This is a genomic window from Paraburkholderia sp. BL6665CI2N2, assembly GCF_004366535.1.
In the GTDB taxonomy this organism is placed as follows: Bacteria; Pseudomonadota; Gammaproteobacteria; order Burkholderiales; family Burkholderiaceae; genus Paraburkholderia.
Map to the genome: position 1 here is coordinate 778,973 of NZ_SORC01000001.1, position 17,259 is coordinate 796,231.

22 protein-coding genes and 1 pseudogene are annotated in these 17,259 nt (G+C 60.7%); 15 read left to right on the forward strand and 8 right to left on the reverse strand.

The window, feature by feature from the left end; translation table 11 throughout:
• Window positions 1-155: 155 nt before the first annotated feature.
• Entirely contained in the window at window positions 156-611 is a 456-nt protein-coding gene (locus tag B0G81_RS03410; protein ID WP_134133529.1) for a hypothetical protein, read from the forward strand.
• A gap of 22 nt (window positions 612-633) precedes the next feature.
• On the opposite strand, the gene arsC is transcribed toward B0G81_RS03410, so the two are convergent.
• Genes arsC through B0G81_RS03425 form a run of 3 tightly spaced genes read right to left on the reverse strand, consistent with a single transcriptional unit; the run spans window position 634 to window position 2,461 of the window.
• Window positions 634-1,056, reverse strand: coding sequence for an arsenate reductase (glutaredoxin) (gene arsC / locus B0G81_RS03415; protein WP_134133530.1), 423 nt, complete (start codon window positions 1,054-1,056; stop codon window positions 634-636).
• Window positions 1,053-2,138, reverse strand: a complete 1,086-nt coding sequence (arsB, locus tag B0G81_RS03420; protein ID WP_134133531.1) for an ACR3 family arsenite efflux transporter — start codon at window positions 2,136-2,138, stop codon at window positions 1,053-1,055. The genes arsC and arsB overlap by 4 nt, the downstream gene beginning before the upstream one ends.
• The gene (locus tag B0G81_RS03425) at window positions 2,135-2,461 is read right to left on the reverse strand and encodes a metalloregulator ArsR/SmtB family transcription factor (RefSeq protein ID WP_134133532.1); all 327 of its coding nucleotides are present in this window, start codon (window positions 2,459-2,461) and stop codon (window positions 2,135-2,137) included. The genes arsB and B0G81_RS03425 overlap by 4 nt, the downstream gene beginning before the upstream one ends.
• Window positions 2,462-2,692: 231 nt before the next feature.
• Between B0G81_RS03425 and nthA the strand changes: the two genes are divergently transcribed.
• The 4 genes from nthA to B0G81_RS03445 all read left to right on the forward strand — a co-directional run bounded on the left by nthA (window position 2,693) and on the right by B0G81_RS03445 (window position 4,964).
• The gene (gene nthA / locus B0G81_RS03430) at window positions 2,693-3,361 is read left to right on the forward strand and encodes a nitrile hydratase subunit alpha (protein ID WP_134133533.1); all 669 of its coding nucleotides are present in this window, start codon (window positions 2,693-2,695) and stop codon (window positions 3,359-3,361) included.
• Window positions 3,358-4,029, forward strand: a complete 672-nt coding sequence (gene nthB / locus B0G81_RS03435) for a nitrile hydratase subunit beta (protein WP_134133534.1) — start codon at window positions 3,358-3,360, stop codon at window positions 4,027-4,029. Before nthA ends, nthB begins: the two co-directional genes overlap by 4 nt.
• Window positions 4,022-4,390, forward strand: a complete 369-nt coding sequence (locus B0G81_RS03440; RefSeq protein WP_116122901.1) for a nitrile hydratase accessory protein — start codon at window positions 4,022-4,024, stop codon at window positions 4,388-4,390. Before nthB ends, B0G81_RS03440 begins: the two co-directional genes overlap by 8 nt.
• Window positions 4,391-4,478: 88 nt before the next feature.
• On the forward strand, window positions 4,479-4,964 hold the full coding sequence (locus B0G81_RS03445; RefSeq protein ID WP_134133535.1) for a RidA family protein: 486 nt from the start codon (window positions 4,479-4,481) through the stop codon (window positions 4,962-4,964).
• Window positions 4,965-5,017: 53 nt separating this feature from the next.
• Here the strand turns inward: B0G81_RS03445 and B0G81_RS03450 are convergent, their stop codons facing one another.
• The gene (locus B0G81_RS03450) at window positions 5,018-5,464 is read right to left on the reverse strand and encodes an SRPBCC family protein (protein WP_134133536.1); all 447 of its coding nucleotides are present in this window, start codon (window positions 5,462-5,464) and stop codon (window positions 5,018-5,020) included.
• Between B0G81_RS03450 and B0G81_RS45550 the strand changes: the two genes are divergently transcribed.
• Window positions 5,463-5,891 (forward strand): substrate-binding domain-containing protein, encoded by a 429-nt coding sequence (locus B0G81_RS45550; RefSeq protein ID WP_347877439.1) that lies wholly within the window; start codon window positions 5,463-5,465, stop codon window positions 5,889-5,891. The genes B0G81_RS03450 and B0G81_RS45550 overlap by 2 nt on opposite strands.
• Window positions 5,892-5,903: 12 nt before the next feature.
• Here B0G81_RS45550 and B0G81_RS03455 read toward each other — a convergent pair whose 3' ends face one another.
• The gene (locus B0G81_RS03455; protein WP_243856344.1) at window positions 5,904-6,263 is read right to left on the reverse strand and encodes a hypothetical protein; all 360 of its coding nucleotides are present in this window, start codon (window positions 6,261-6,263) and stop codon (window positions 5,904-5,906) included.
• Between the two features lie 236 nt (window positions 6,264-6,499).
• Here B0G81_RS03455 and B0G81_RS03465 point away from each other — a divergent pair, with 236 nt between their 5' ends.
• Window positions 6,500-6,937, forward strand: coding sequence for a DUF1801 domain-containing protein (locus B0G81_RS03465; RefSeq protein WP_134133537.1), 438 nt, complete (start codon window positions 6,500-6,502; stop codon window positions 6,935-6,937).
• A gap of 389 nt (window positions 6,938-7,326) precedes the next feature.
• Complete coding sequence (locus tag B0G81_RS03470; protein WP_012428971.1) at window positions 7,327-7,638, forward strand: hypothetical protein; 312 nt, start codon at window positions 7,327-7,329, stop codon at window positions 7,636-7,638.
• Between the two features lie 48 nt (window positions 7,639-7,686).
• On the opposite strand, the gene trpS is transcribed toward B0G81_RS03470, so the two are convergent.
• The 3 genes and pseudogenes from trpS to B0G81_RS03485 all read right to left on the reverse strand — a co-directional run.
• Complete coding sequence (gene trpS, locus B0G81_RS03475; RefSeq protein ID WP_134133538.1) at window positions 7,687-8,715, reverse strand: tryptophan--tRNA ligase; 1,029 nt, start codon at window positions 8,713-8,715, stop codon at window positions 7,687-7,689.
• 297 nt (window positions 8,716-9,012) lie between these two features.
• A complete protein-coding gene (locus tag B0G81_RS03480; protein ID WP_106278914.1) occupies window positions 9,013-9,351 on the reverse strand; it encodes a hypothetical protein in 339 nt (112 codons plus the stop codon).
• Between the two features lie 125 nt (window positions 9,352-9,476).
• Window positions 9,477-9,837: pseudogene (locus B0G81_RS03485) on the reverse strand (aldehyde dehydrogenase family protein); the annotation flags it as partial.
• A gap of 246 nt (window positions 9,838-10,083) precedes the next feature.
• Between B0G81_RS03485 and B0G81_RS03490 the strand changes: the two are divergent.
• The 7 genes from B0G81_RS03490 (at window position 10,084) to B0G81_RS03520 (ending at window position 17,243) form a co-directional block, all read left to right on the forward strand.
• On the forward strand, window positions 10,084-12,018 hold the full coding sequence (locus B0G81_RS03490; RefSeq protein WP_134133539.1) for an EAL domain-containing protein: 1,935 nt from the start codon (window positions 10,084-10,086) through the stop codon (window positions 12,016-12,018).
• A gap of 30 nt (window positions 12,019-12,048) precedes the next feature.
• Complete coding sequence (locus tag B0G81_RS03495; RefSeq protein ID WP_134133540.1) at window positions 12,049-12,468, forward strand: hypothetical protein; 420 nt, start codon at window positions 12,049-12,051, stop codon at window positions 12,466-12,468.
• Window positions 12,469-12,604: 136 nt separating this feature from the next.
• Window positions 12,605-12,808, forward strand: a complete 204-nt coding sequence (locus B0G81_RS03500) for a hypothetical protein (protein ID WP_134133541.1) — start codon at window positions 12,605-12,607, stop codon at window positions 12,806-12,808.
• A 384-nt stretch (window positions 12,809-13,192) separates the two neighbouring features.
• Window positions 13,193-14,884: a metallophosphoesterase family protein gene (locus B0G81_RS03505; protein WP_134133542.1), complete on the forward strand. Its 1,692-nt coding sequence runs from the start codon at window positions 13,193-13,195 to the stop codon at window positions 14,882-14,884.
• A 268-nt stretch (window positions 14,885-15,152) separates the two neighbouring features.
• Window positions 15,153-15,593 (forward strand): hypothetical protein, encoded by a 441-nt coding sequence (locus B0G81_RS03510; RefSeq protein WP_106278903.1) that lies wholly within the window; start codon window positions 15,153-15,155, stop codon window positions 15,591-15,593.
• 200 nt (window positions 15,594-15,793) lie between these two features.
• Window positions 15,794-16,378 carry a nucleoside 2-deoxyribosyltransferase gene (locus tag B0G81_RS03515; protein WP_134133543.1) on the forward strand — a complete coding sequence of 195 codons (585 nt, stop codon included), beginning with the start codon at window positions 15,794-15,796 and terminating at the stop codon, window positions 16,376-16,378.
• Window positions 16,379-16,754: 376 nt separating this feature from the next.
• The gene (locus B0G81_RS03520; RefSeq protein ID WP_134133544.1) at window positions 16,755-17,243 is read left to right on the forward strand and encodes a hypothetical protein; all 489 of its coding nucleotides are present in this window, start codon (window positions 16,755-16,757) and stop codon (window positions 17,241-17,243) included.
• The last annotated feature ends 16 nt before the right edge of the window (window positions 17,244-17,259 follow it).

Consider the following 17,259-nt stretch of genomic DNA (forward strand, 5'->3'; position numbering starts at 1 on the left):
GAGAAGGCCTAACGGCTGGACAAGTCATCACTGCACTGCGGCTACCTTGGTGAAGTGAAGAGCAGCAATCCTGGCGCATGCTGTTCGGACGGATCTGCGAACGCTTCCTGCGCGCAGCTATAATCGCGCTCGAACATGGCCAGAGGAAGTTACTCGTGAAAAAGATCGCCGCATGTGCGCTCGTCGCGCTTGTATTGACCGCTTGCTCGTCTGCCGAAAAGCAGGAGCAGCAGGAACAGAAGTTCCTCCACAACGAAACCAACCTTGCCGCCGCTCAATGCAATGCGGCAGTCGATTGCCAACCGGCTAACTGCGACGCCGCCTGGGCGCTGACGAAACGCTATATCGAGCAGCATTCCGATACGGCCGTCACGCGCGCGGACGCGGTCGCAATCGACACCGATGTGCCCAGTGGTTCAGGCAAGGTTGCCTTTTCCGCGACCCGCGCCGCAAAAGGTGCGGGTGCGACCTTGACGCTCTTTGCGCAATGCCGCGGTATGTATGGGCCGGAGAATGCGAAGGGTTCGGACTACGACGAGTGCGCCGAGAAAATCCTCAAGACGCAGAACGGCTATGTGGCGTTTCTCAGGTCACATGCGTCGGGTCAGTAACGGCCGGATTGTCACTCCAGCATCAACGTACCCTCCGTCCTGTACTATCGATCACCTGTTCGCCGTCCTCTTTTGCAAACGCGCGTTGCTGCCCAGCGGGCAGGATGTCGAGCACGATTTCGGAAGGTCTGCATAAGCGCACGCCGAGCGGCGTGACGACAATCGGACGATTGATGAGGATTGGATGGGTCAGCATCGCGTCGAGTAACTGCTCATCGCTCAGCGTTGTATCAGCGAGGCCGAGTTCGTTGTAGGGCGTGCCTTTTTCCCGTAGCGCGGTTCGCACGGTAAGGCCCGCGCGTTCGATCAGGTCCTTCAGCGTGTCCCGATCCGGCGGGTTCTTCAGATACTCGATGATCTCCGGCTCGATGCCGGCATTGCGAATCATCGCCAACGTGTTGCGCGAAGTGCCGCAATCCGCATTGTGATAGATCGTGACCTTCATACACGTTCGCCTTTCACGCTAGGCCTCGTCTCGTACCAGTGCTGCGAACGACTGACGACGCCGACCACCAGCAGCATTACCGGCACTTCGATCAGCACGCCGACAACGGTAGCCAGCGCGGCACCCGAGTGGAATCCGAACAGACTGATCGCCGTGGCGACCGCCAGCTCGAAGAAATTGCTCGCGCCGATCAGGCTCGACGGACCCGCCACACAATGCGCAACGCCGAGCCGGCGATTCAGCAGATAGGCGAGTCCAGAATTGAAAAACACCTGAATCAGTATCGGCACCGCGAGCATGGCGATGACCAGCGGTTCGCCGACAATGGCCTGTCCCTGGAAGGCGAACAGCAACACGAGTGTGGCGAGCAGCGCACCGATCGAGTAGGGGCCGAGACGAGCGATTACGTGCTGGAAATAGGCGCCGCCCCTGGTCAGAAGACGCCGCCGCAGTAACTGGGCGAGGATGACCGGAACGACGATGTACAGACCGACCGATGTGATCAGCGTGTCCCACGGCACCGTGATGGCTGATAGACCCAGCAAAAGCGCGACCAGCGGCGCGAAAGCCACGATCATGATGGAGTCGTTCAGCGCCACTTGTGAGAGCGTGAAATACGGGTCGCCCTTGCAAAGCTGCGACCAGACGAACACCATAGCCGTGCAGGGTGCCGCTGCCAGCAGAATGAGGCCTGCGACATAGCTGTCGAGTTGAGCGGCGGGGAGCCACGGCGCAAAGACATGCCGGATAAAAATCCAGCCGAGCAGCGCCATTGAAAACGGCTTGACGAGCCAGTTCACGAACAAGGTGACGCCGATGCCGCGCCATTGGCTTCTCACCTGCGTCATGGCGGTGAAATCGATCTTGATCAGCATCGGAATGATCATCACCCAGATCAGCACGCCGACCGGAAGATTGACCTGCGCCACTTCCATACGGCCGATCGCCTGAAACGGCAGAGGCAGCCACTGTCCAAGTGCGACGCCGCATACGATGCACAGCGCGACCCACACGGTCAGGTAACGCTCGAAGAACCCGATCGCGGACTGCGCGCCGCGAGTGGTCGTGACAGTACCGGTCATTTTTCGCAGCAGCCCGGAAGATCCGTCGCGCTGCACGTCGCGCCGGCACAGCAGTTTTCCGTCAGGAAACCAATCAGATCCGTCATGGATTCGAAATTCGCCGAATAGATGACGAAGCGGCCGTCTTGCTGCGGCGTCACCATTTCAGCATGCGTCAGGTCCTTGAGATGAAAGGACAGGCTGGACGGCGAGAGCCCCAGCTGTTGCGCGATTTCACCGGCCGCCATGCCGTCTTTCCCGGCGACAACCAGCAGGCGGAAAATCGCCAGGCGAGATTCATGAGCGAGCGCGCCGAGGGCGCGTACCACGAGGTTCGAGTTCATGACCGAACAATACGCGTCTCGCTCTTACATTTCAAGTATTGTTGAAATGACGCTGTAGCATCGCGGCTGAAGCGGATCACATGAAGGGTAGGTTCTATTGGAATTGCGCAGGCGATGGTCGGCTGAACTTCGCCGGACGGCCCTGCGCGCACGCTTAACTTAACCGAGATTGCATTTGGTCTCCGCGCGAACCATACTTGTTTTCTCCTTTGTTGCTCGCGGTGAACGGCGATGACCGGTAACGATCCTGATGGCGATCCCCACCCGCACCCGCACACCCACACGCACGACCATCACGGCAGTGCTTTGTCGGAAATGGATCTGCGTGTTCGTGCTCTGGAGTCTCTGCTGGTCGAAAAAGGCTATGTCGATCCGCAGGCGCTGGACGCACTCGTCGAAACCTATGAGCACAAAGTCGGGCCGCGCAACGGTGCCCGTGTGATTGCAAAGGCGTGGCGTGATCCGGCGTACAAACAACGGCTGCTCCTCGACGCCACCGCGGCGATCGCGTCACTCGGCTATGCGGGCCGGCAGGGCGAGCACATGATCGTGCTGGAGAACACACCTGTGATCCACAACATGGTGGTCTGCACATTGTGTTCGTGCTACCCGTGGCCTGTGCTCGGACTGCCGCCGGTGTGGTACAAGTCGGCGCCTTATCGCTCGCGTGCCGTCATCGATCCGCGCGGTGTACTGAAGGAGTTCGGCTTCGAATTACCTGCGGAGGTCGAGTTCCGCGTGTGGGATTCCACCGCTGAAGTTCGCTACCTCGTTTTGCCTATGCAGCCGCCAGGGACTGACGGCTTCTCCGAACAGGCGCTAGCCGAACTGGTCACGCGCGATTCGATGATCGGCACTGGATTGCCGAAGACTCCTGATTCGACACGGGGGACACCATGAACGGCGCGCAGGACCTCGGTGGCATGCAGTCTTTCGGTCCGATATGCCCTGACAGAGACATTTCGCCGTTTCACGCTGACTGGGAGCGAAGAGTCCACGCGACCACGATCGCCATGGGCGCGACCGGCAAGTGGAACATCGACATGTCGCGCGCGGCGCGGGAGAGTTTGCCGCCGGCGCAATACCTTTCTAGTAGCTACTACCAGATCTGGTTCGAGGGTTTGAAGAAACTCATCCTGAGTACGGGTCTGGCCACGGCCGACGAAATCGAATCAGGCGAGTCGACGACTCCAGCGGTGCCGGTGCCGCGCGTGTTGATGGCTAAAGACGTACCGGCGGCGCTCTTCCGCGGCAGTCCCGTCGATCGGCCCGCAACCGCGGCAGCCAAGTTTGCAATCGGCGATGGAGTGCGGGCCCGGCAAATCAATCCTTCCTCGCACACTCGTTTGCCGCGTTATTGTCGGAGCAAACGCGGGCGCATTGTCGCCGTGCACGGCGCGCACGTTTTTCCCGACGCCAACGCGATCGGCCTCGGCGAGCAGCCGCAATGGCTCTACACGGTGCGCTTCGACGGCGCGGAGTTGTGGGGATGTGATACGACGGCGACGTCGGTGTGTGTCGACTGCTGGGAGCCCTATCTCGAGCCGCCTTCTACGCACGATGACTGACGCTCGAACTAAACTGCCCGCACTGCGCGCCGCGTTGCCAGCACTGCCTTGCGACGACGCAGGGCCGGTTTTCAACGCGCCGTGGGAAGCGCAGGCGTTTGCGATGACGCTGGCGTTGCACGAGCGCGGCATGTTCAGCTGGGGCGAGTGGGCTGCGTGCCTGAACGAGGCAATTCGCGACGCGCAAGCCGCCGGCGACGCGGACCACGGCGACACTTACTACTCGCATTGGCTGACAGCACTGGAGCGCATCAGCACGATCAAGGGACTCGTGACCGACGACTCGCTTTTGCGTCGCCGCGACGCGTGGGACGCAGCAGCGCGCCGTACGCCGCATGGGCAGCCGATCGAACTCGGGTAGGGTGCGCTTGATTATTAATCCCCGCGTTACGACTTGAAAAGCGGATTGCCGGCATCTAACGTTCTTCGTGGATTCCGAGGAGACGGCGATGACAAGAATCGAAGCAAAGCTGGCGCAAATGGGATTGACGTTGCCGCAGCCGTTGCAGATGCCAGCAAACGTGCGCATGTCGTTGCCCTTCGCCTGGGTGCGCGTGAGTGGCGCGCGAGCATTTGTCTCGGGCCACGTGCCGCTCAACGCGGACGGGACGATCGCGCAACCCGTCGGCAAAGTCGGCGCGGAAGTTTCGCCGGACGAAGGCTACGCAGCAGCACGCCTTGTAGCGCTCGCACAATTGGCTAGTCTTCAGAAAGCGCTCGGCGACCTGGACCGCATTACGGCATGGGTACGTGTCTTCGCAATGATCAACGCGGCGCCAACTTTCGACCAGATGCCAAGGATCGCCAATGGCTTCTCGGATTTGATCGTTGAGCTGTTCGGGCCGGACATTGGGACGCATGCCCGGTCGGCAGTCGGCGTGACGCTCCCACTCAACGTGCCTGTGGAATGCGAGGCGGAGGTCGAGTTCGACTGATCGCGTCTGCAGACATCTGGAACGCTGGCGTGCACGCCGTTGCGCGTGCGTCGTCAATCAGGAATCACAGGCTCGACGAGCCTCGCTAGTTGAACAAACGACTCCTGCCAACCGAGGTAGCACATCTCCACAGGAATGACCTCGGGCACGCCCTCCTGCAGAACGGTGAGTTCGGTTCCGCACGACACCTGCCGCAATGAAATGGTGGCGTGCATCTCGCCCGGCAGATTCGGGTCGTCGAATCGGTCCGAGTAGCGGATTTTCTCGAACGGCACCAGTTCGAGATACTCGCCACCGAACGAGTGGCTGTGGCCGGTGCCGAAGTTGCGAAAAGACATCTTATGGGTGCCTCCGACCTTTGCATCCATGTGGTGTACCTGACAGGTGAAACCGTACGGCGGAAGCCACCGGACTATCGCATCCGGTTCGAGGAAGGCGCGATAGATGCGTTCGGGCGTGGCACGCAAGACTCGGTGGAGGTGGATCGTTCCGGTAGCCATGGTGTGTGCTCCTTACATTACAGAAGTTGGACATACTCCTACGACGATCCGACGACGCCGGTATCGACGCAGGTTGAGACCAGGAAAAACCCTCAGGCGTTGTGCGGTTCATACCCGCAATCGACGGCAAGCTTACTCCCTCGGCGTGGCCCATAGTGCGGGCCCGCCCGGTGTTCCGGTCGGCGCGTTTGTTGCACGCAGGGACGTCGAGTTGGGTTTTCAGCAGTTAAGTGAATTGATGCGCTTGCCAGGCATCCATGTGACGGGTCCTATGCCTGCGGACGTTCAGATCGTAACCGTCTTCTCAGCCGGCATACGTATGGCATCCTGGCGGAAAGATGCCGCGATGGCGTTCTTCTCTTTTCTGGCTTTGTCGCAGTGCGATCAAGCCAAGCTGAGTCAGGGGATAAAGCCTGCGTTCCAGTAAATGCCGAACGATTCACCGCTCCTTTTTTTGCGCCTGCGCGGCGGCCATCCAGCAGACCACTGCACCCGCGGCCCAAGCGCATGCGAACATCAGTTCGAGATCGAGCATGCCCTGGAAATTCTCCGCATTTTCGTAGCTGCATGTCCGATGAGTCTGAAACTGGATGCAGCCAGTTTGCATGTCCTGGAAAACGACAAATAACTTGTACAAGCCGAACAGCGTGAATGCCAGCGCGAGAAGCGCGAGTTTTTTTGGTTTTGTCATCGCATGTTCCGTGGGATCGGTCTGACAGGATACCAATTGTCGGCGATACACACGCGCTGATTTCCTGATTCGACAGGTCGCGGGAAATCGTAGAGAATTGATCGGCATGTCCCGCTGCGGATTGGCGCACTTGCGACTTTCCTTCCGCGAGTCTTCAAACGACACGTGACCTAACCTGTTCCGACATCGACATGATAAGTGCCAACGCCGACGGCCGGTTCGTGCATAAGGACGGAACGTCGTATCCCGCTTGACTCGCACGCGACCTCAGCGCTTATATTCCAGACGATTAATGATGCAGCCATTCATTCCGATTGTGGCGGCATTGAAGGGGACCAGAATCGATGAATCAAGAACTAGTAAATGCATCGGAACGGATCGACGAACTGATTGCGGGTCTAACGGACTGGCGTGGCAAAACGTTCGCGAGTGTCCGCAAGGTCATCCTTGAGGCCGACCCGGAGATCATCGAGGAATGGAAATGGATGGGTAGCCCGGTGTGGTCCCGGGACGGCATGATCGCGGTCGCCAACGCGCACAAAGGGAAGGTGAAGGTTACCTTTGCGCATGGGGCCGGCCTCGATGATCCTGACAAGCTATTCAACGCGGGTCTCGAAGGCAACGCGCGACGCGCAATCGATTTTCTGGAAGGCGATAAGGTCAATGCGCGCGCGCTAAAAAATCTCGTGCGCGCTGCGATTGCGTACAACCAGACCCATTTGAAGAAGAACAAAACGTCCGCGAGCACGCGGGCGAAAGTGGTCAAAAGTAAAGCGGGGTGAAGGTGGCGCCGTTGGCTATCTTGGAGCGGAAAACACAGCGCCGTGTTGCGCCGGTTCGACTACGGTGGCTCCGCTAGACCACGTCACGCGAACGCGGATCGCTCATCCGTATTGTCGGTTTTGGGAAGCGACGCGGACGTCTCGCACCAATCGCGCGCAATGCCGAAGTGTTTTTCGAGCGCCTGGCGATCGGTTTGTCGTTGCTGGCGGCGCTTTTCTGGAGCGTCGCGCTGACGCTGACCACACGTCACACGCGCAGTACAGCCTGACCAGCTATGCGCGTTGCCTCGCATTCGCACTGGACTCGCCCAAATAGACCCGTTAGTCTGAGAACATTGCAGACGCAATCTGGCGATGCTGTTCCTAACCGACAACGTGGGAGCCGAAACATGGAAGTGAGTACGGAAGCGCTTGTTGACATGCTGCGAGAAGTCGAAGCCGACGACCCGATCGACTACGCGGACCTTCCTTTCGGAGAACAGGAGCTCAGGCGTCTGGTGATGACCTCGCTCGTCGAACGCCATCACCAGGTCGAGGCCGGCAACATGTCGGTGTCCGACATCCATGCGCTGTACCTGCTGAGCACCGCCAAGCTGGTTCTTGAAAACACCGTGCTTCACGCAAGGCTGCTTCTGCTTCAGGGGCGGCAGATCGACGTGCAGTCGCTGCTGGCTCCATTCACGCTCAAGGGCAAATCGTAGGCTGGGCGAGCGGACGCTCAATTGCAGAGCGTCCTCGCCGCCAGCCGCTCAGTTCTGAAAATAGTTCAGACCGAGCGCATTTTTCACCTCGGATACCGTCGCGCCCGCCACTTCCCGCGCGCGCATCGTCCCGCGACGCAGGACGTTCAGCACCTCGGCACGGTCGGCTTCGAACTCGCGGCGGCGCTCGCGAATCGGGGCGATCAACGACTGCAGCCGTTCGTTGAGCACGCGCTTGACCACGCTATCGCCAAGGCCGCCGCGGCGGTAGTGGGCCTTGAGTTCGTCGACCATCGGGACGTCCGGCTCGAACGCGTCGAGAAACGCGAACACCACATTGCCTTCCACCTGGCCCGGATCGCTGACGCGCAGATGGTTGGGGTCGGTGTACATGTTGTTCACGGCCTTGGTGATTTCGTCCGGTGTCGCGCCCAGCGTGATCGCGTTCCCCAGCGACTTGCTCATCTTGGCCTTGCCGTCGATGCCCGGCAGCCGTGCAACGTGCGAGAGCACGGCTTCGCATTCGACCAGCACCTGTCGATCGACTGTGTTGTTGAAACGGCGTACCAGCTCGTTGGTTTGTTCGATCATCGGCAACTGGTCGTCGCCGACAGGTACGCGCGTCGCCTTGAACGCGGTGATGTCGGCGGCCTGGCTGACCGGATACGTCAGAAAGCCGGCGGGGATGTCCCGTTCGAAACCGCGCAGCACGATTTCCGCCTTGATGGTCGGGTTACGCTCGAGGCGCGCGACCGTGACGAGATTGAGCAGGTACTGGGTCAGTTCCGCCAGCTCGGGCACCTGCGACTGGATGAAGATGGTCGACTTCGCCGGATCGATGCCGACGGCGAGATAGTCGAGCGCGACCTCGATGACGTTTTCCGTGACTTTCTGATGCCGGCCGACGTTGTCGGTCATGGCCTGCGCATCGGCCAGCAGCAGGAATTGCTGCGCCTCGTGCTGGAGCCGCACGCGCGAGCGTAACGAGCCGATATAGTGGCCAAGGTGCAGCGGGCCGGTCGTGCGGTCGCCGGTCAGGATAATGGGTTGGTTCGTGGTCGTTTTTGCGTCTGTCATGGTCTGGGGTTGTGCGTTTGTCGATACCACCAGCCGTCGGCGCGCAGAAACGAAAATGCCGCCAGGACTGGCGGCATCACGTTTCGATGGTCGAGTGGAAACGGGCCGCCTAAGTCAGGCGCGCCACCAACAGTTCAGCGTGATCGGCTTCGTATCCATCGGCAGAGTATAACGCGGCGGATCGCCAGGTCGTCGACGGCGTCCCGGAAAGTGCGTCCGCAACGCCGCACCCGCGAGTGCGGACGAGTGATGGCGACGCGCCCCGCAACCCGCCGTACAACCGATTCGCACCCCTGTCTAGGCCGCCGAGAAAACAACCGCCGCGGCGTCCTCGACCTGCGTGAAAGTGCGCACAAAGCGATAGGCCTGGCCACCGATCTCCATCTCGTTGACGCCCGAGCGCGTCAGTTCCAGCATCTCATTGGCGAGCGGGATGGCAATCGTGCCGAGCTTCTTCATTTCCTCGATCAGACCGGACGGGTCGCCCAGGTAGACGGTGCAAACGTCGTTCGTGGGGCGCGTCATGACCACGCTCGCCGCCTTGTCGAGCGAGAGTTCGAGATACTCGACCAACGTCTGGAGCGACTCTGGCACGGGCTCGCGAGAGCCGTTCATCAATGTATTTGCGACTGTCATCTCGTAGTCCCCCATCGCGCCGATCTACGGGTACGCCGCTGGAAATCAGCGGTTCATCCACTATACGGCATCGTACATCGATACTCGACTCGCGCGGCTTCCGGGGGGGGGGCGGCGATGAACAGTCAGAGAACCCCCAGCGCCGACTTCGGCTCCAGAAACGCTTCCAGCCCGAACGTACCGTATTCACGTCCAATGCCGGATTGCCTGAAGCCGCCGAACGGCGCGGCCGGCTCACGCGCCGGCGTGTTGACCGGCGCGCGTTCCGCTTCGATCCGCGCCGCGACCTCGTGCGCGCGGCGTGTTTTGTGACAACGCATAAGCCGGCAAACCGTAGCGCGTGTCGTTGGCGATCGTGATGACCTCGGCTATGTCGCCATAGGCGACGATCGACAGCACCGGGCCAAATATCTCCTCACGCGCAGTAGTCGTGTCGATCGTGACGTCGCTGAAAACGGTCGGACGCACGAACCAATCCGCGTTTAATGCTGGACGCGGCGCGCGTCGGCCGGGTTGCGCGCGCTCATCGATATGATCCGCGAGCACGCCGATGTACAGCGCAAAAAGGCGCGGACCCGGCGCAAGTCGCGTGGCACGCTGCAAGTCATTTTTTCCGGCCCGCAGCGAAGTCGGCTCGTTTCATCAGTCGAATTAACCCGATCCTCTACGTTTACGCAATAATCGCGATACGCGCGGGTTTCGATTTATCAACCATCAAAAAATGCGTAGGTCATGGCTTTCAGCGAACCAAGGTCTCCATTTTTCAAGTGGGTCGTCTCTTCCTCTCAGGATCTGAGCGCGGATAATCGCCAGATACTGCTTGCCAATCTGTTCACGCGAACCGCATCGATTGTGTTCGCGTCGATTTGTGAAATCAGCGTCTGCGCCACCGCTTACTATCTTTATCCCAAGGCTCTTTACGCGAGTTGGGGCAGCGCCGTTGTCGCATTGCTGATTGCCCGGCTCGCCTTGATCTGGTTGTGCTGCTCGCGCAGCGCCAACGGCCAGCCGACTCCTACCTCCGCATTCCTGTTTGCGAGCCTCCTCTGGAGCGTGCTGTTCGGCTACGGCACCTTGCTGTGCAATATCAGCGGAGACCAGACGCTGTTCCTGCTCGGCAACGTTTGCGCCGTGGGCGTTATTGGCGGGTTGGCCGGCCGCAATGCGGGCACCCCGCGGCTCGTATTGCTGCAAATCACGTTCATTCTTGGACTCCTGGCTCTCGGGGCGGCGCTGTCGCCCGGCTCCGGAAAACTGGTGCTGCTGTTCCAGGCGCCGTTCTGCGCCGCCGGCTTCTTTACGGTTGCGCTGCGCAGCAATCGCGACACGGTCGCGTTGCTTCTGGCGCGGGAAAACAGCCACCGGCTCGCTCATCACGACAGCCTCACCGGCTTGCCCAATCGCGCGCGTATCAGTGAACTGCTGCTCGAACGCACGGAGATGGGCGCGTCGCGCAAAGATCAATCGTTCGCTGTTCTATTGATCGATCTGGACGGATTCAAGGCCATCAATGACAGCCTGGGCCATGCCGCCGGCGATCAGATTCTTCAGGAAGCGGCAATTCGCTTGTGCGAAGTGTTGCCGAGCGGCGACCTCGTCGGACGCCTGGCCGGCGACGAGTTCGTGGCGCTTTCCGATGGCACGGGCCACGCTCGCGACGTGCGCATTCTGGCGGACCGCATCGTGAAGACCTTGGCCCGTCCGTTCGCGCTGCGCGAGGCGCTGGTGCATATCGGCGCGAGCGTGGGTGTCTCGCTCTATCCAGACCACGCGAAAACCGGCCCGCAACTGCTGATTTGCGCCGATCGCGCGTTGTATGCGGTGAAACGCAGCGGCAAAAGCGCGTTCGCTATTTTCGACGCCGCGAAGCATGCGTCGGATGAGAGCCTGAGCCTTCTGCGCAGCGATCTGGAAGGCGCGCTGCATTCGTTCTGCGGTCTGCGCATGGAGTACCAGCCCATTGTCGATCTGAGCAGCGGTGCGGTGTCCGGCCGCGAGGCGCTGATCCGCTGGACCCATCCCACGCGTGGCGAACTCTCGCCAGCCGCGTTCATTCCCACCGCCGAACGTACGGGCCTTATCCTGTCCCTAGGCGAGTGGGCCTTGCTGCAATCGTGCAAGGAAGCAGTGACCTGGCGAGACAAGGTGACCGTCGCCGTGAATGTATCGCCAGTGCAATTGCGGGAGGAGTCGTTTGCGTCGACCGTTTCGGCGATTCTGCGCAAGACGAAGTTGCCGCCACAGCGCCTGAATATCGAGGTCACGGAAACGGTGCTGCTGAACGACGACGTCGTGACCCGGCGCAATGTCGGGAGGCTGCGTGCGTTGGGCATCGGGCTCGCGCTCGACGATTTCGGCACGGGCTTTTCGACCATGTCGACCCTCGTGCGCTTTTCGTTCGACAAGCTCAAGATCGACAGCTCGTTCGTCAAGGAGTCTGTGCATCGTCGGGAATCGGCGGCGGTAGTGCGCGGGATCGTCGCGTTGGCGCGGGAAATCGGCATGCCGACCACGGCGGAAGGCATCGAGACGCAAGAGCAACTGGATTTCGTGCGCGTCTGCGGATGCACGCACGCCCAGGGCTTTCTGCTCGGCATGCCAGTGCAAGGCCACGAGATTGCGCGGATAGAAGAGAAGGTCGCTGCTCATTCCGCTGACAAGGAATGAGCGCTCACGAAAGCCGACACCGAGGCGACTATGGAACCTGCCTTGCAATTCCAGTTGCGGATTACTGTCTCACCGGAACTGGCCGACGCGTTACATACCGACCCGACCTGTGCGTCGCATAGCGCGCTCCGTGATGTTCTGCGCCGGCACGACGCGACGTTGAAATGCCAGTTCGATGCATTCGCCGACTATGTGCGCGAAGCAGAACGCGAGGGCACGGAAAACTATCCGCTCTATCAATGGACCCGCGAGACAATCGAGAACCCGGAGAAGAAGGCGAAGTACCTGCGGTCGTTTACTGTTTATGTGAATGGCGGCGAAGTCTACAGTAAAGACGCCGCCGATATCTTGGAGAACGAACTATTGCAGCTGGTCAGTGAAGACGGAATACAACGCGTGTCCCGCTTCGATACCAATCCGGCGAATAACCCGCAACCGCCCCAGCGTTAGGCGCGACACTTACTAAACGTAAAGTTCGTCGAGCCTTTCAGCATTGTCAGCGAATCGTCATTCCGGTTTTACATTTGGCGACAAGGCGTCGAGTTCGTGAGACGATGCAAGCTCACTTTTACTCGAGGAGAGCGGCATGGGACTCTTGAACGAAGCAGGAAAAATTGCGGGGGCGATCGCCGCCGTTGAAGCAGCGGAAAAAGTGGATCCGGAAGCGGGTTTGCTGACGAAAGGCATCGCCGCTATCGCCGGTTTTGAAGGCGCCGGCAAGCTCGAGTCAATGATCGAAAAGAAAGACGACGACACGCAGTCCACGGACGACACGAATCCGCAGACGTGAGTGACGCTTTGCTGCCGGTCGCATGATCAACGATAGAACCATGCGCCGGCAACTTCGGCGCTCTGTTCTGAGTGTCGTCAATGTCCGTTCATTCTCTGCATGTGCCGTTCCCCGGCGTTCGCTCGGTGCGGAACGGCATTCAACACCAAACTCGCTCGCCGTTCACTATCGCATCATTGCGTGTCGTCGCCGCGCCCTTGCGCTTCGAATGCGGGTGAACGCTCTGCGCCTCACGCGGTTTCATCTGAGTGTCATAGCCTGGCGACTACGATGGCTGGTCGTTTCCGTTGCGCGCCGGCTTCCAGCGCACTCGCCGTTCACGAAGAACGCGGTGTGCTCGACCTGCGCGTCGGCGTCCTTCCCCCCCGTACAACAACACCAGACATGTCGAACAGAAAAATCGCTAAGGCTTCGCCGATCGATCAAGGCGCTTCCATCGTCTCGCGTCGTGGGTTCCTGAAGTTTGCCGGCGCATCCAGTCTCGCTACGGCGGCCGGCACCCTATCGTCGGCCGCGCGCGCGGCGAACAGCACGCCCGACGGCACACCGGAGCAGGTCCACCTGACCTGGGGCAACGATCCGACCCACGAGGTCACGGTGTCGTGGGCGTCGCTTGCGCCGGCGGTCAACCCGCAGGTGCGCGTGAGCGGCGCGCGCGAGGGGAAACATACGGTGCATGGTATCCAAAGCACCTACACCGACGGCCTCAACGGCGAAGTCGTGTTCACGTATCACGCGCGTCTGCGAGACCTGAAGCCCGATACGAGCTACGAATACGAAGTGACCGCCGACAACGACAGCAACGCGGCACAACCTTTCACGGCCAGTTTCCGTACTGCGCCGCGTGGACGTGCGCCGTTTCGTTGGACCAGCTACGGCGATCTCGCGACGCCGAACACCGGCTGGGTTCTGTCATCGCCACAAAGCCGCTTCGCGGTGCAGGCGGTTGAGCGCTTTCAGCCGCTGTTCCACTTGCTCAACGGCGACCTGTGTTATGCCAATCTGAATCCGACGCACCAGCCGGACGTGTGGCGCGACTTCGGCAACAACTGCCAGACGTCCGCCTCCAACCGGCCGTGGATGCCGTGCCCAGGCAACCACGAACTCGAGTTTCATAACGGTGAACAAGGCCTCGCTTCGTATCTCGCGCGCTATACGCTGCCGGACAATCACACGCGCTTTCAGGGCCGCTGGTACAGCTTCCGCGTAAGTTCCGTACTGTTCATTTCGCTCGACGCCGACGACGTCGTCTATCAGGACGCGGCCGCGTTCGTTGCCGGCCCGGATCCGCTGGTGCCGGTTGCGAGCACCGGCAATCCGCCCATCCAGCCCGGCACTTCGCTCTATGTGCGCGGTTATAGCGCCGGCGAACAGACGCGGTGGCTCGAGAAGACATTGCGCCATGCCGCCGAAGACGACGAGGTCGACTGGGTCATCGTGCAGATGCATCAGGACGCGCTGAGTTCGTCGAAGACCGGCAACGGGTCAGATAAGGGCATCCGCGAGGCGTGGTTGCCGCTGTTCGATCGCTACGGCGTGGACCTGGTGCTGTGCGGCCACGATCACGACTACGAACGCAGCTATCCCGTGCGCGGCTGCAACCATAACAAGGGCACCGACATCGCGACGGGCCGGCCGGTGGATACGTTGCAGCCGAAACCGGTGATGTCGGCGGTGTCGCCGGGTGCATCGACGTTCGATACGAGCCACGGCACGATTCACCTGATTCTCGGCGGCGGCGGCACGAGCGCGCCGCTGGACGTCTATGGCATGGATGTCGGCACGGGGCAGCCGCAGGCGCGTATTTTTACGCGGCCGAACCGCCCGGTGGCCGGCACGACGGCAGGGACTTTCGTGCGCGCCAGCGCGGACGCCGTGGAAGATGCGATCTGGTCGGCGCAACGCGATACCGGCACCGGTTATGGGATCGCGGTGTTCGATCATGATCCGGGACATCCGGGCGGCGAGACTACGATCACGATGAACTACTATCACGCGCCCGGCGCGGACCAGGTGCCGACGCAGAACTACGAATTGTTCGAGACCGTCGAGTTGAAAAAGAAGCGGCGCGGATAGGGTTCGAATGAGCGGTTGGCGGGCTGCCGGACTACGACAGCTCGCCAGTATCGTCGGCGCGATAATCAATATGGTTGGCTGTCCGATGGATATTGGAAAACAACGGACGATGTTCTCTTCCGTTTCGGCTTGAAGCGATAAAAGCTTCCGCTCTCGGCCCCTCGATCATTTTGTTACACGTCTTACCGATGTGCCGCGACGTGGTTACAAGAGCGTTTCAAAAGCGCGGTTATACTCGGCGCCGTCTACAACAATGAAAGAGCTCTTTATGTCGAAGAAAATCCTCAAGATTGTTGCCGTTGCAGCGCTCGCGGCTTCGGCGTCGTTGTCGGCAATGGCCGGCGATATGAACAACGCCTTGGGTGGTGCGCTCGGCGGCGTGGCCGGCGCTGCGCTGGGAGGCGCGGTAGGCGGCAGCACGGGCGCCGTGCTCGGCGGCGCAGTGGGTGGCGGCGCCGGCGGCGCGGTCACGTCGAACCGCAGGGAGCGCACCGGTGCCATTATTGGCGGCGCGCTGGGCGGCGGCGCGGGCACGGCGGCCGGCAATGCGATGGGCGGTCGCGGCGGTGGTCTTGTCGGCGCTGCGTTGGGCGGCGGCGCGGGTTCGGCGCTCGGCGGCAACATCTCGCGCTCCAACTCGTACGCCGACGACTATTCGCGCGGCGACCGATCGGGCAAGCGTCATCATAAGCATCGGCATTACGACTGAGCGGCACGCGAGAGGGCGGCGTAGTGCGTAGCACAGATACGTGTTTGCGCGCCCAGAGTGCCGGACGATAAGTAGCCGACGCTCTGCATTGACTTTGCTTCCTCGATGGTTATCGTAAACGGTCCTCGCAGCGCAGTCGCATGCCGACATGCGTTGCGAGAATACTTCACGATTCCTCCGTCATCAGGAGACGAAAAAAGATGCCACGAGTGTATTGCGCGGGTCCGCTCTTCAACGCAGCCGAACGAGCCGAAATGGATTCGATTGCCGCCACGCTGGAGGCGGCGGGCTTGACGACATTTCTTCCGCATCGCGACGGTCTCGAGTTCGCGAAGCTGAAGCCGGAACTTGAGAAACTCGGCGCGTCGGTTGAAGAAGCCGCGGACATGCTCGACCGCGCGATCTTCAGTCTGGATACGTATCAGTTGCTCAGGCGTTGCGATGTGGTCGTCGCCAACCTCAACGGCCGCGTTGCCGATGAAGGCACGGTTGTCGAGGCATCGTTGGCGTGGCACGCGGGCAAACCGCTCGTGCTCTTCAAGGCTGACGCACGGTCCATGCTAAGCGGCTCCGACAATCCAATGCTCACGGGCTTGGGCGATTTCCACTTGGTCGACCAACTGTCCGCGCTGCCGCAGGCTCTCGTGGACGCCGTCAAGCGCGATCGGAGTCACAGACTGGAACGGACATTGGAGAGCGGCGCGGAGATCGCATCGCTTCGCGAGAGCGGTGGTGAGTTGAGCGCGCTTGCAAAGACGCTGTACAGCGCTTTCAAGAAAACCTGAGCCTCCTTGCGTCCATGCAGATATCTCTGCGCTAGTTAAGACGATCCACACTCCCAGAAAGAAACAGGTCGCGAATCGCAACGCAATTCATCACACGAAAGTGGAGGTAATACCCCCACTTGACGGTGCATCTTCCGAGTGGGAGTATCGCCGCCCAATGCGCATGCATTGCTGATTCGCAGCAGGCTCCGCGCGCTGCAACACAATTGCTGAACGCCGCGGCCGCATGTGCCGCTTGCATGGATGACTGGCGAAATAGCCAGCCGCGGCAGGCGTCGGCACACAAGAAAATCAAATAGAGCGGTTTGAAAAAGACCGCCTTTGGAACGTATACAAGGACCGATCCCTCACTATAGATTTTCGACGGAGGTCACTCATGCTGTTTCATGCTTCCATCCCGGCACACCATCCGGAACACGTCGCACGTGTCATTGCCGAACTGTGGGGCGGATTTCACGCACCGTTCCCTTCCTTTCCCGATTCGTGGATGGCGATTGCCGGCGACGACCGCGGCTCGATCATCGAGACTTATCCCAACGATCGCGTGCTTAGCCCCGGAGGCGAACAGGGCTCGTTTGTTCCGGAGCCGGGCGCCACGTCGCAATACAGCGCATTTCACATCGCCATCGCGAGCAAACTGTCCCCCGAGGAAGTATTGGCGATCGGCGAGCGGGAGGGCTGGCGTGCGGTGCGCTGCACGCGCGGCCGTGACTTTTTCGATGTGATCGAGTTGTGGATCGAAAACGTTCTGCTGATCGAAGTGCTGACGGAAGAGATGCAGAAACAGTATCTGGCCTTTGCTACGCCGGCGAACTTCCGCGCGTTTGCGGCCGCTGCGGCAGAAGCTTCAGCGGCGCAAGTATGAGTCGAGAGGCGGCGTC

What these genes read in the sequence shown, in the direction of transcription:
- B0G81_RS03505 (WP_134133542.1), top strand. Translation starts at nt 13,193, where the DNA reads ATGTCGAACAGAAAAATCGCTAAGGCTTCGCCGATCGATCAAGGCGCT.
- B0G81_RS03500 (WP_134133541.1), top strand. Translation starts at nt 12,605, where the DNA reads ATGGGACTCTTGAACGAAGCAGGAAAAATTGCGGGGGCGATCGCCGCC.
- nthA (WP_134133533.1), top strand. Translation starts at nt 2,693, where the DNA reads ATGACCGGTAACGATCCTGATGGCGATCCCCACCCGCACCCGCACACC.
- arsC (WP_134133530.1), bottom strand. Translation starts at nt 1,056, where the DNA reads ATGAAGGTCACGATCTATCACAATGCGGATTGCGGCACTTCGCGCAAC.
- B0G81_RS03445 (WP_134133535.1), top strand. Translation starts at nt 4,479, where the DNA reads ATGACAAGAATCGAAGCAAAGCTGGCGCAAATGGGATTGACGTTGCCG.
- trpS (WP_134133538.1), bottom strand. Translation starts at nt 8,715, where the DNA reads ATGACAGACGCAAAAACGACCACGAACCAACCCATTATCCTGACCGGC.
- nthB (WP_134133534.1), top strand. Translation starts at nt 3,358, where the DNA reads ATGAACGGCGCGCAGGACCTCGGTGGCATGCAGTCTTTCGGTCCGATA.
- B0G81_RS03450 (WP_134133536.1), bottom strand. Translation starts at nt 5,464, where the DNA reads ATGGCTACCGGAACGATCCACCTCCACCGAGTCTTGCGTGCCACGCCC.
- B0G81_RS03490 (WP_134133539.1), top strand. Translation starts at nt 10,084, where the DNA reads ATGGCTTTCAGCGAACCAAGGTCTCCATTTTTCAAGTGGGTCGTCTCT.
- B0G81_RS03510 (WP_106278903.1), top strand. Translation starts at nt 15,153, where the DNA reads ATGTCGAAGAAAATCCTCAAGATTGTTGCCGTTGCAGCGCTCGCGGCT.
- B0G81_RS03470 (WP_012428971.1), top strand. Translation starts at nt 7,327, where the DNA reads ATGGAAGTGAGTACGGAAGCGCTTGTTGACATGCTGCGAGAAGTCGAA.
- B0G81_RS03455 (WP_243856344.1), bottom strand. Translation starts at nt 6,263, where the DNA reads ATGCCGATCAATTCTCTACGATTTCCCGCGACCTGTCGAATCAGGAAA.
- arsB (WP_134133531.1), bottom strand. Translation starts at nt 2,138, where the DNA reads ATGACCGGTACTGTCACGACCACTCGCGGCGCGCAGTCCGCGATCGGG.
- B0G81_RS03425 (WP_134133532.1), bottom strand. Translation starts at nt 2,461, where the DNA reads ATGAACTCGAACCTCGTGGTACGCGCCCTCGGCGCGCTCGCTCATGAA.
- B0G81_RS03480 (WP_106278914.1), bottom strand. Translation starts at nt 9,351, where the DNA reads ATGACAGTCGCAAATACATTGATGAACGGCTCTCGCGAGCCCGTGCCA.
- B0G81_RS45550 (WP_347877439.1), top strand. Translation starts at nt 5,463, where the DNA reads ATGGTGTGTGCTCCTTACATTACAGAAGTTGGACATACTCCTACGACG.
- B0G81_RS03495 (WP_134133540.1), top strand. Translation starts at nt 12,049, where the DNA reads ATGGAACCTGCCTTGCAATTCCAGTTGCGGATTACTGTCTCACCGGAA.
- B0G81_RS03520 (WP_134133544.1), top strand. Translation starts at nt 16,755, where the DNA reads ATGCTGTTTCATGCTTCCATCCCGGCACACCATCCGGAACACGTCGCA.
- B0G81_RS03440 (WP_116122901.1), top strand. Translation starts at nt 4,022, where the DNA reads ATGACTGACGCTCGAACTAAACTGCCCGCACTGCGCGCCGCGTTGCCA.
- B0G81_RS03515 (WP_134133543.1), top strand. Translation starts at nt 15,794, where the DNA reads ATGCCACGAGTGTATTGCGCGGGTCCGCTCTTCAACGCAGCCGAACGA.
- B0G81_RS03465 (WP_134133537.1), top strand. Translation starts at nt 6,500, where the DNA reads ATGAATCAAGAACTAGTAAATGCATCGGAACGGATCGACGAACTGATT.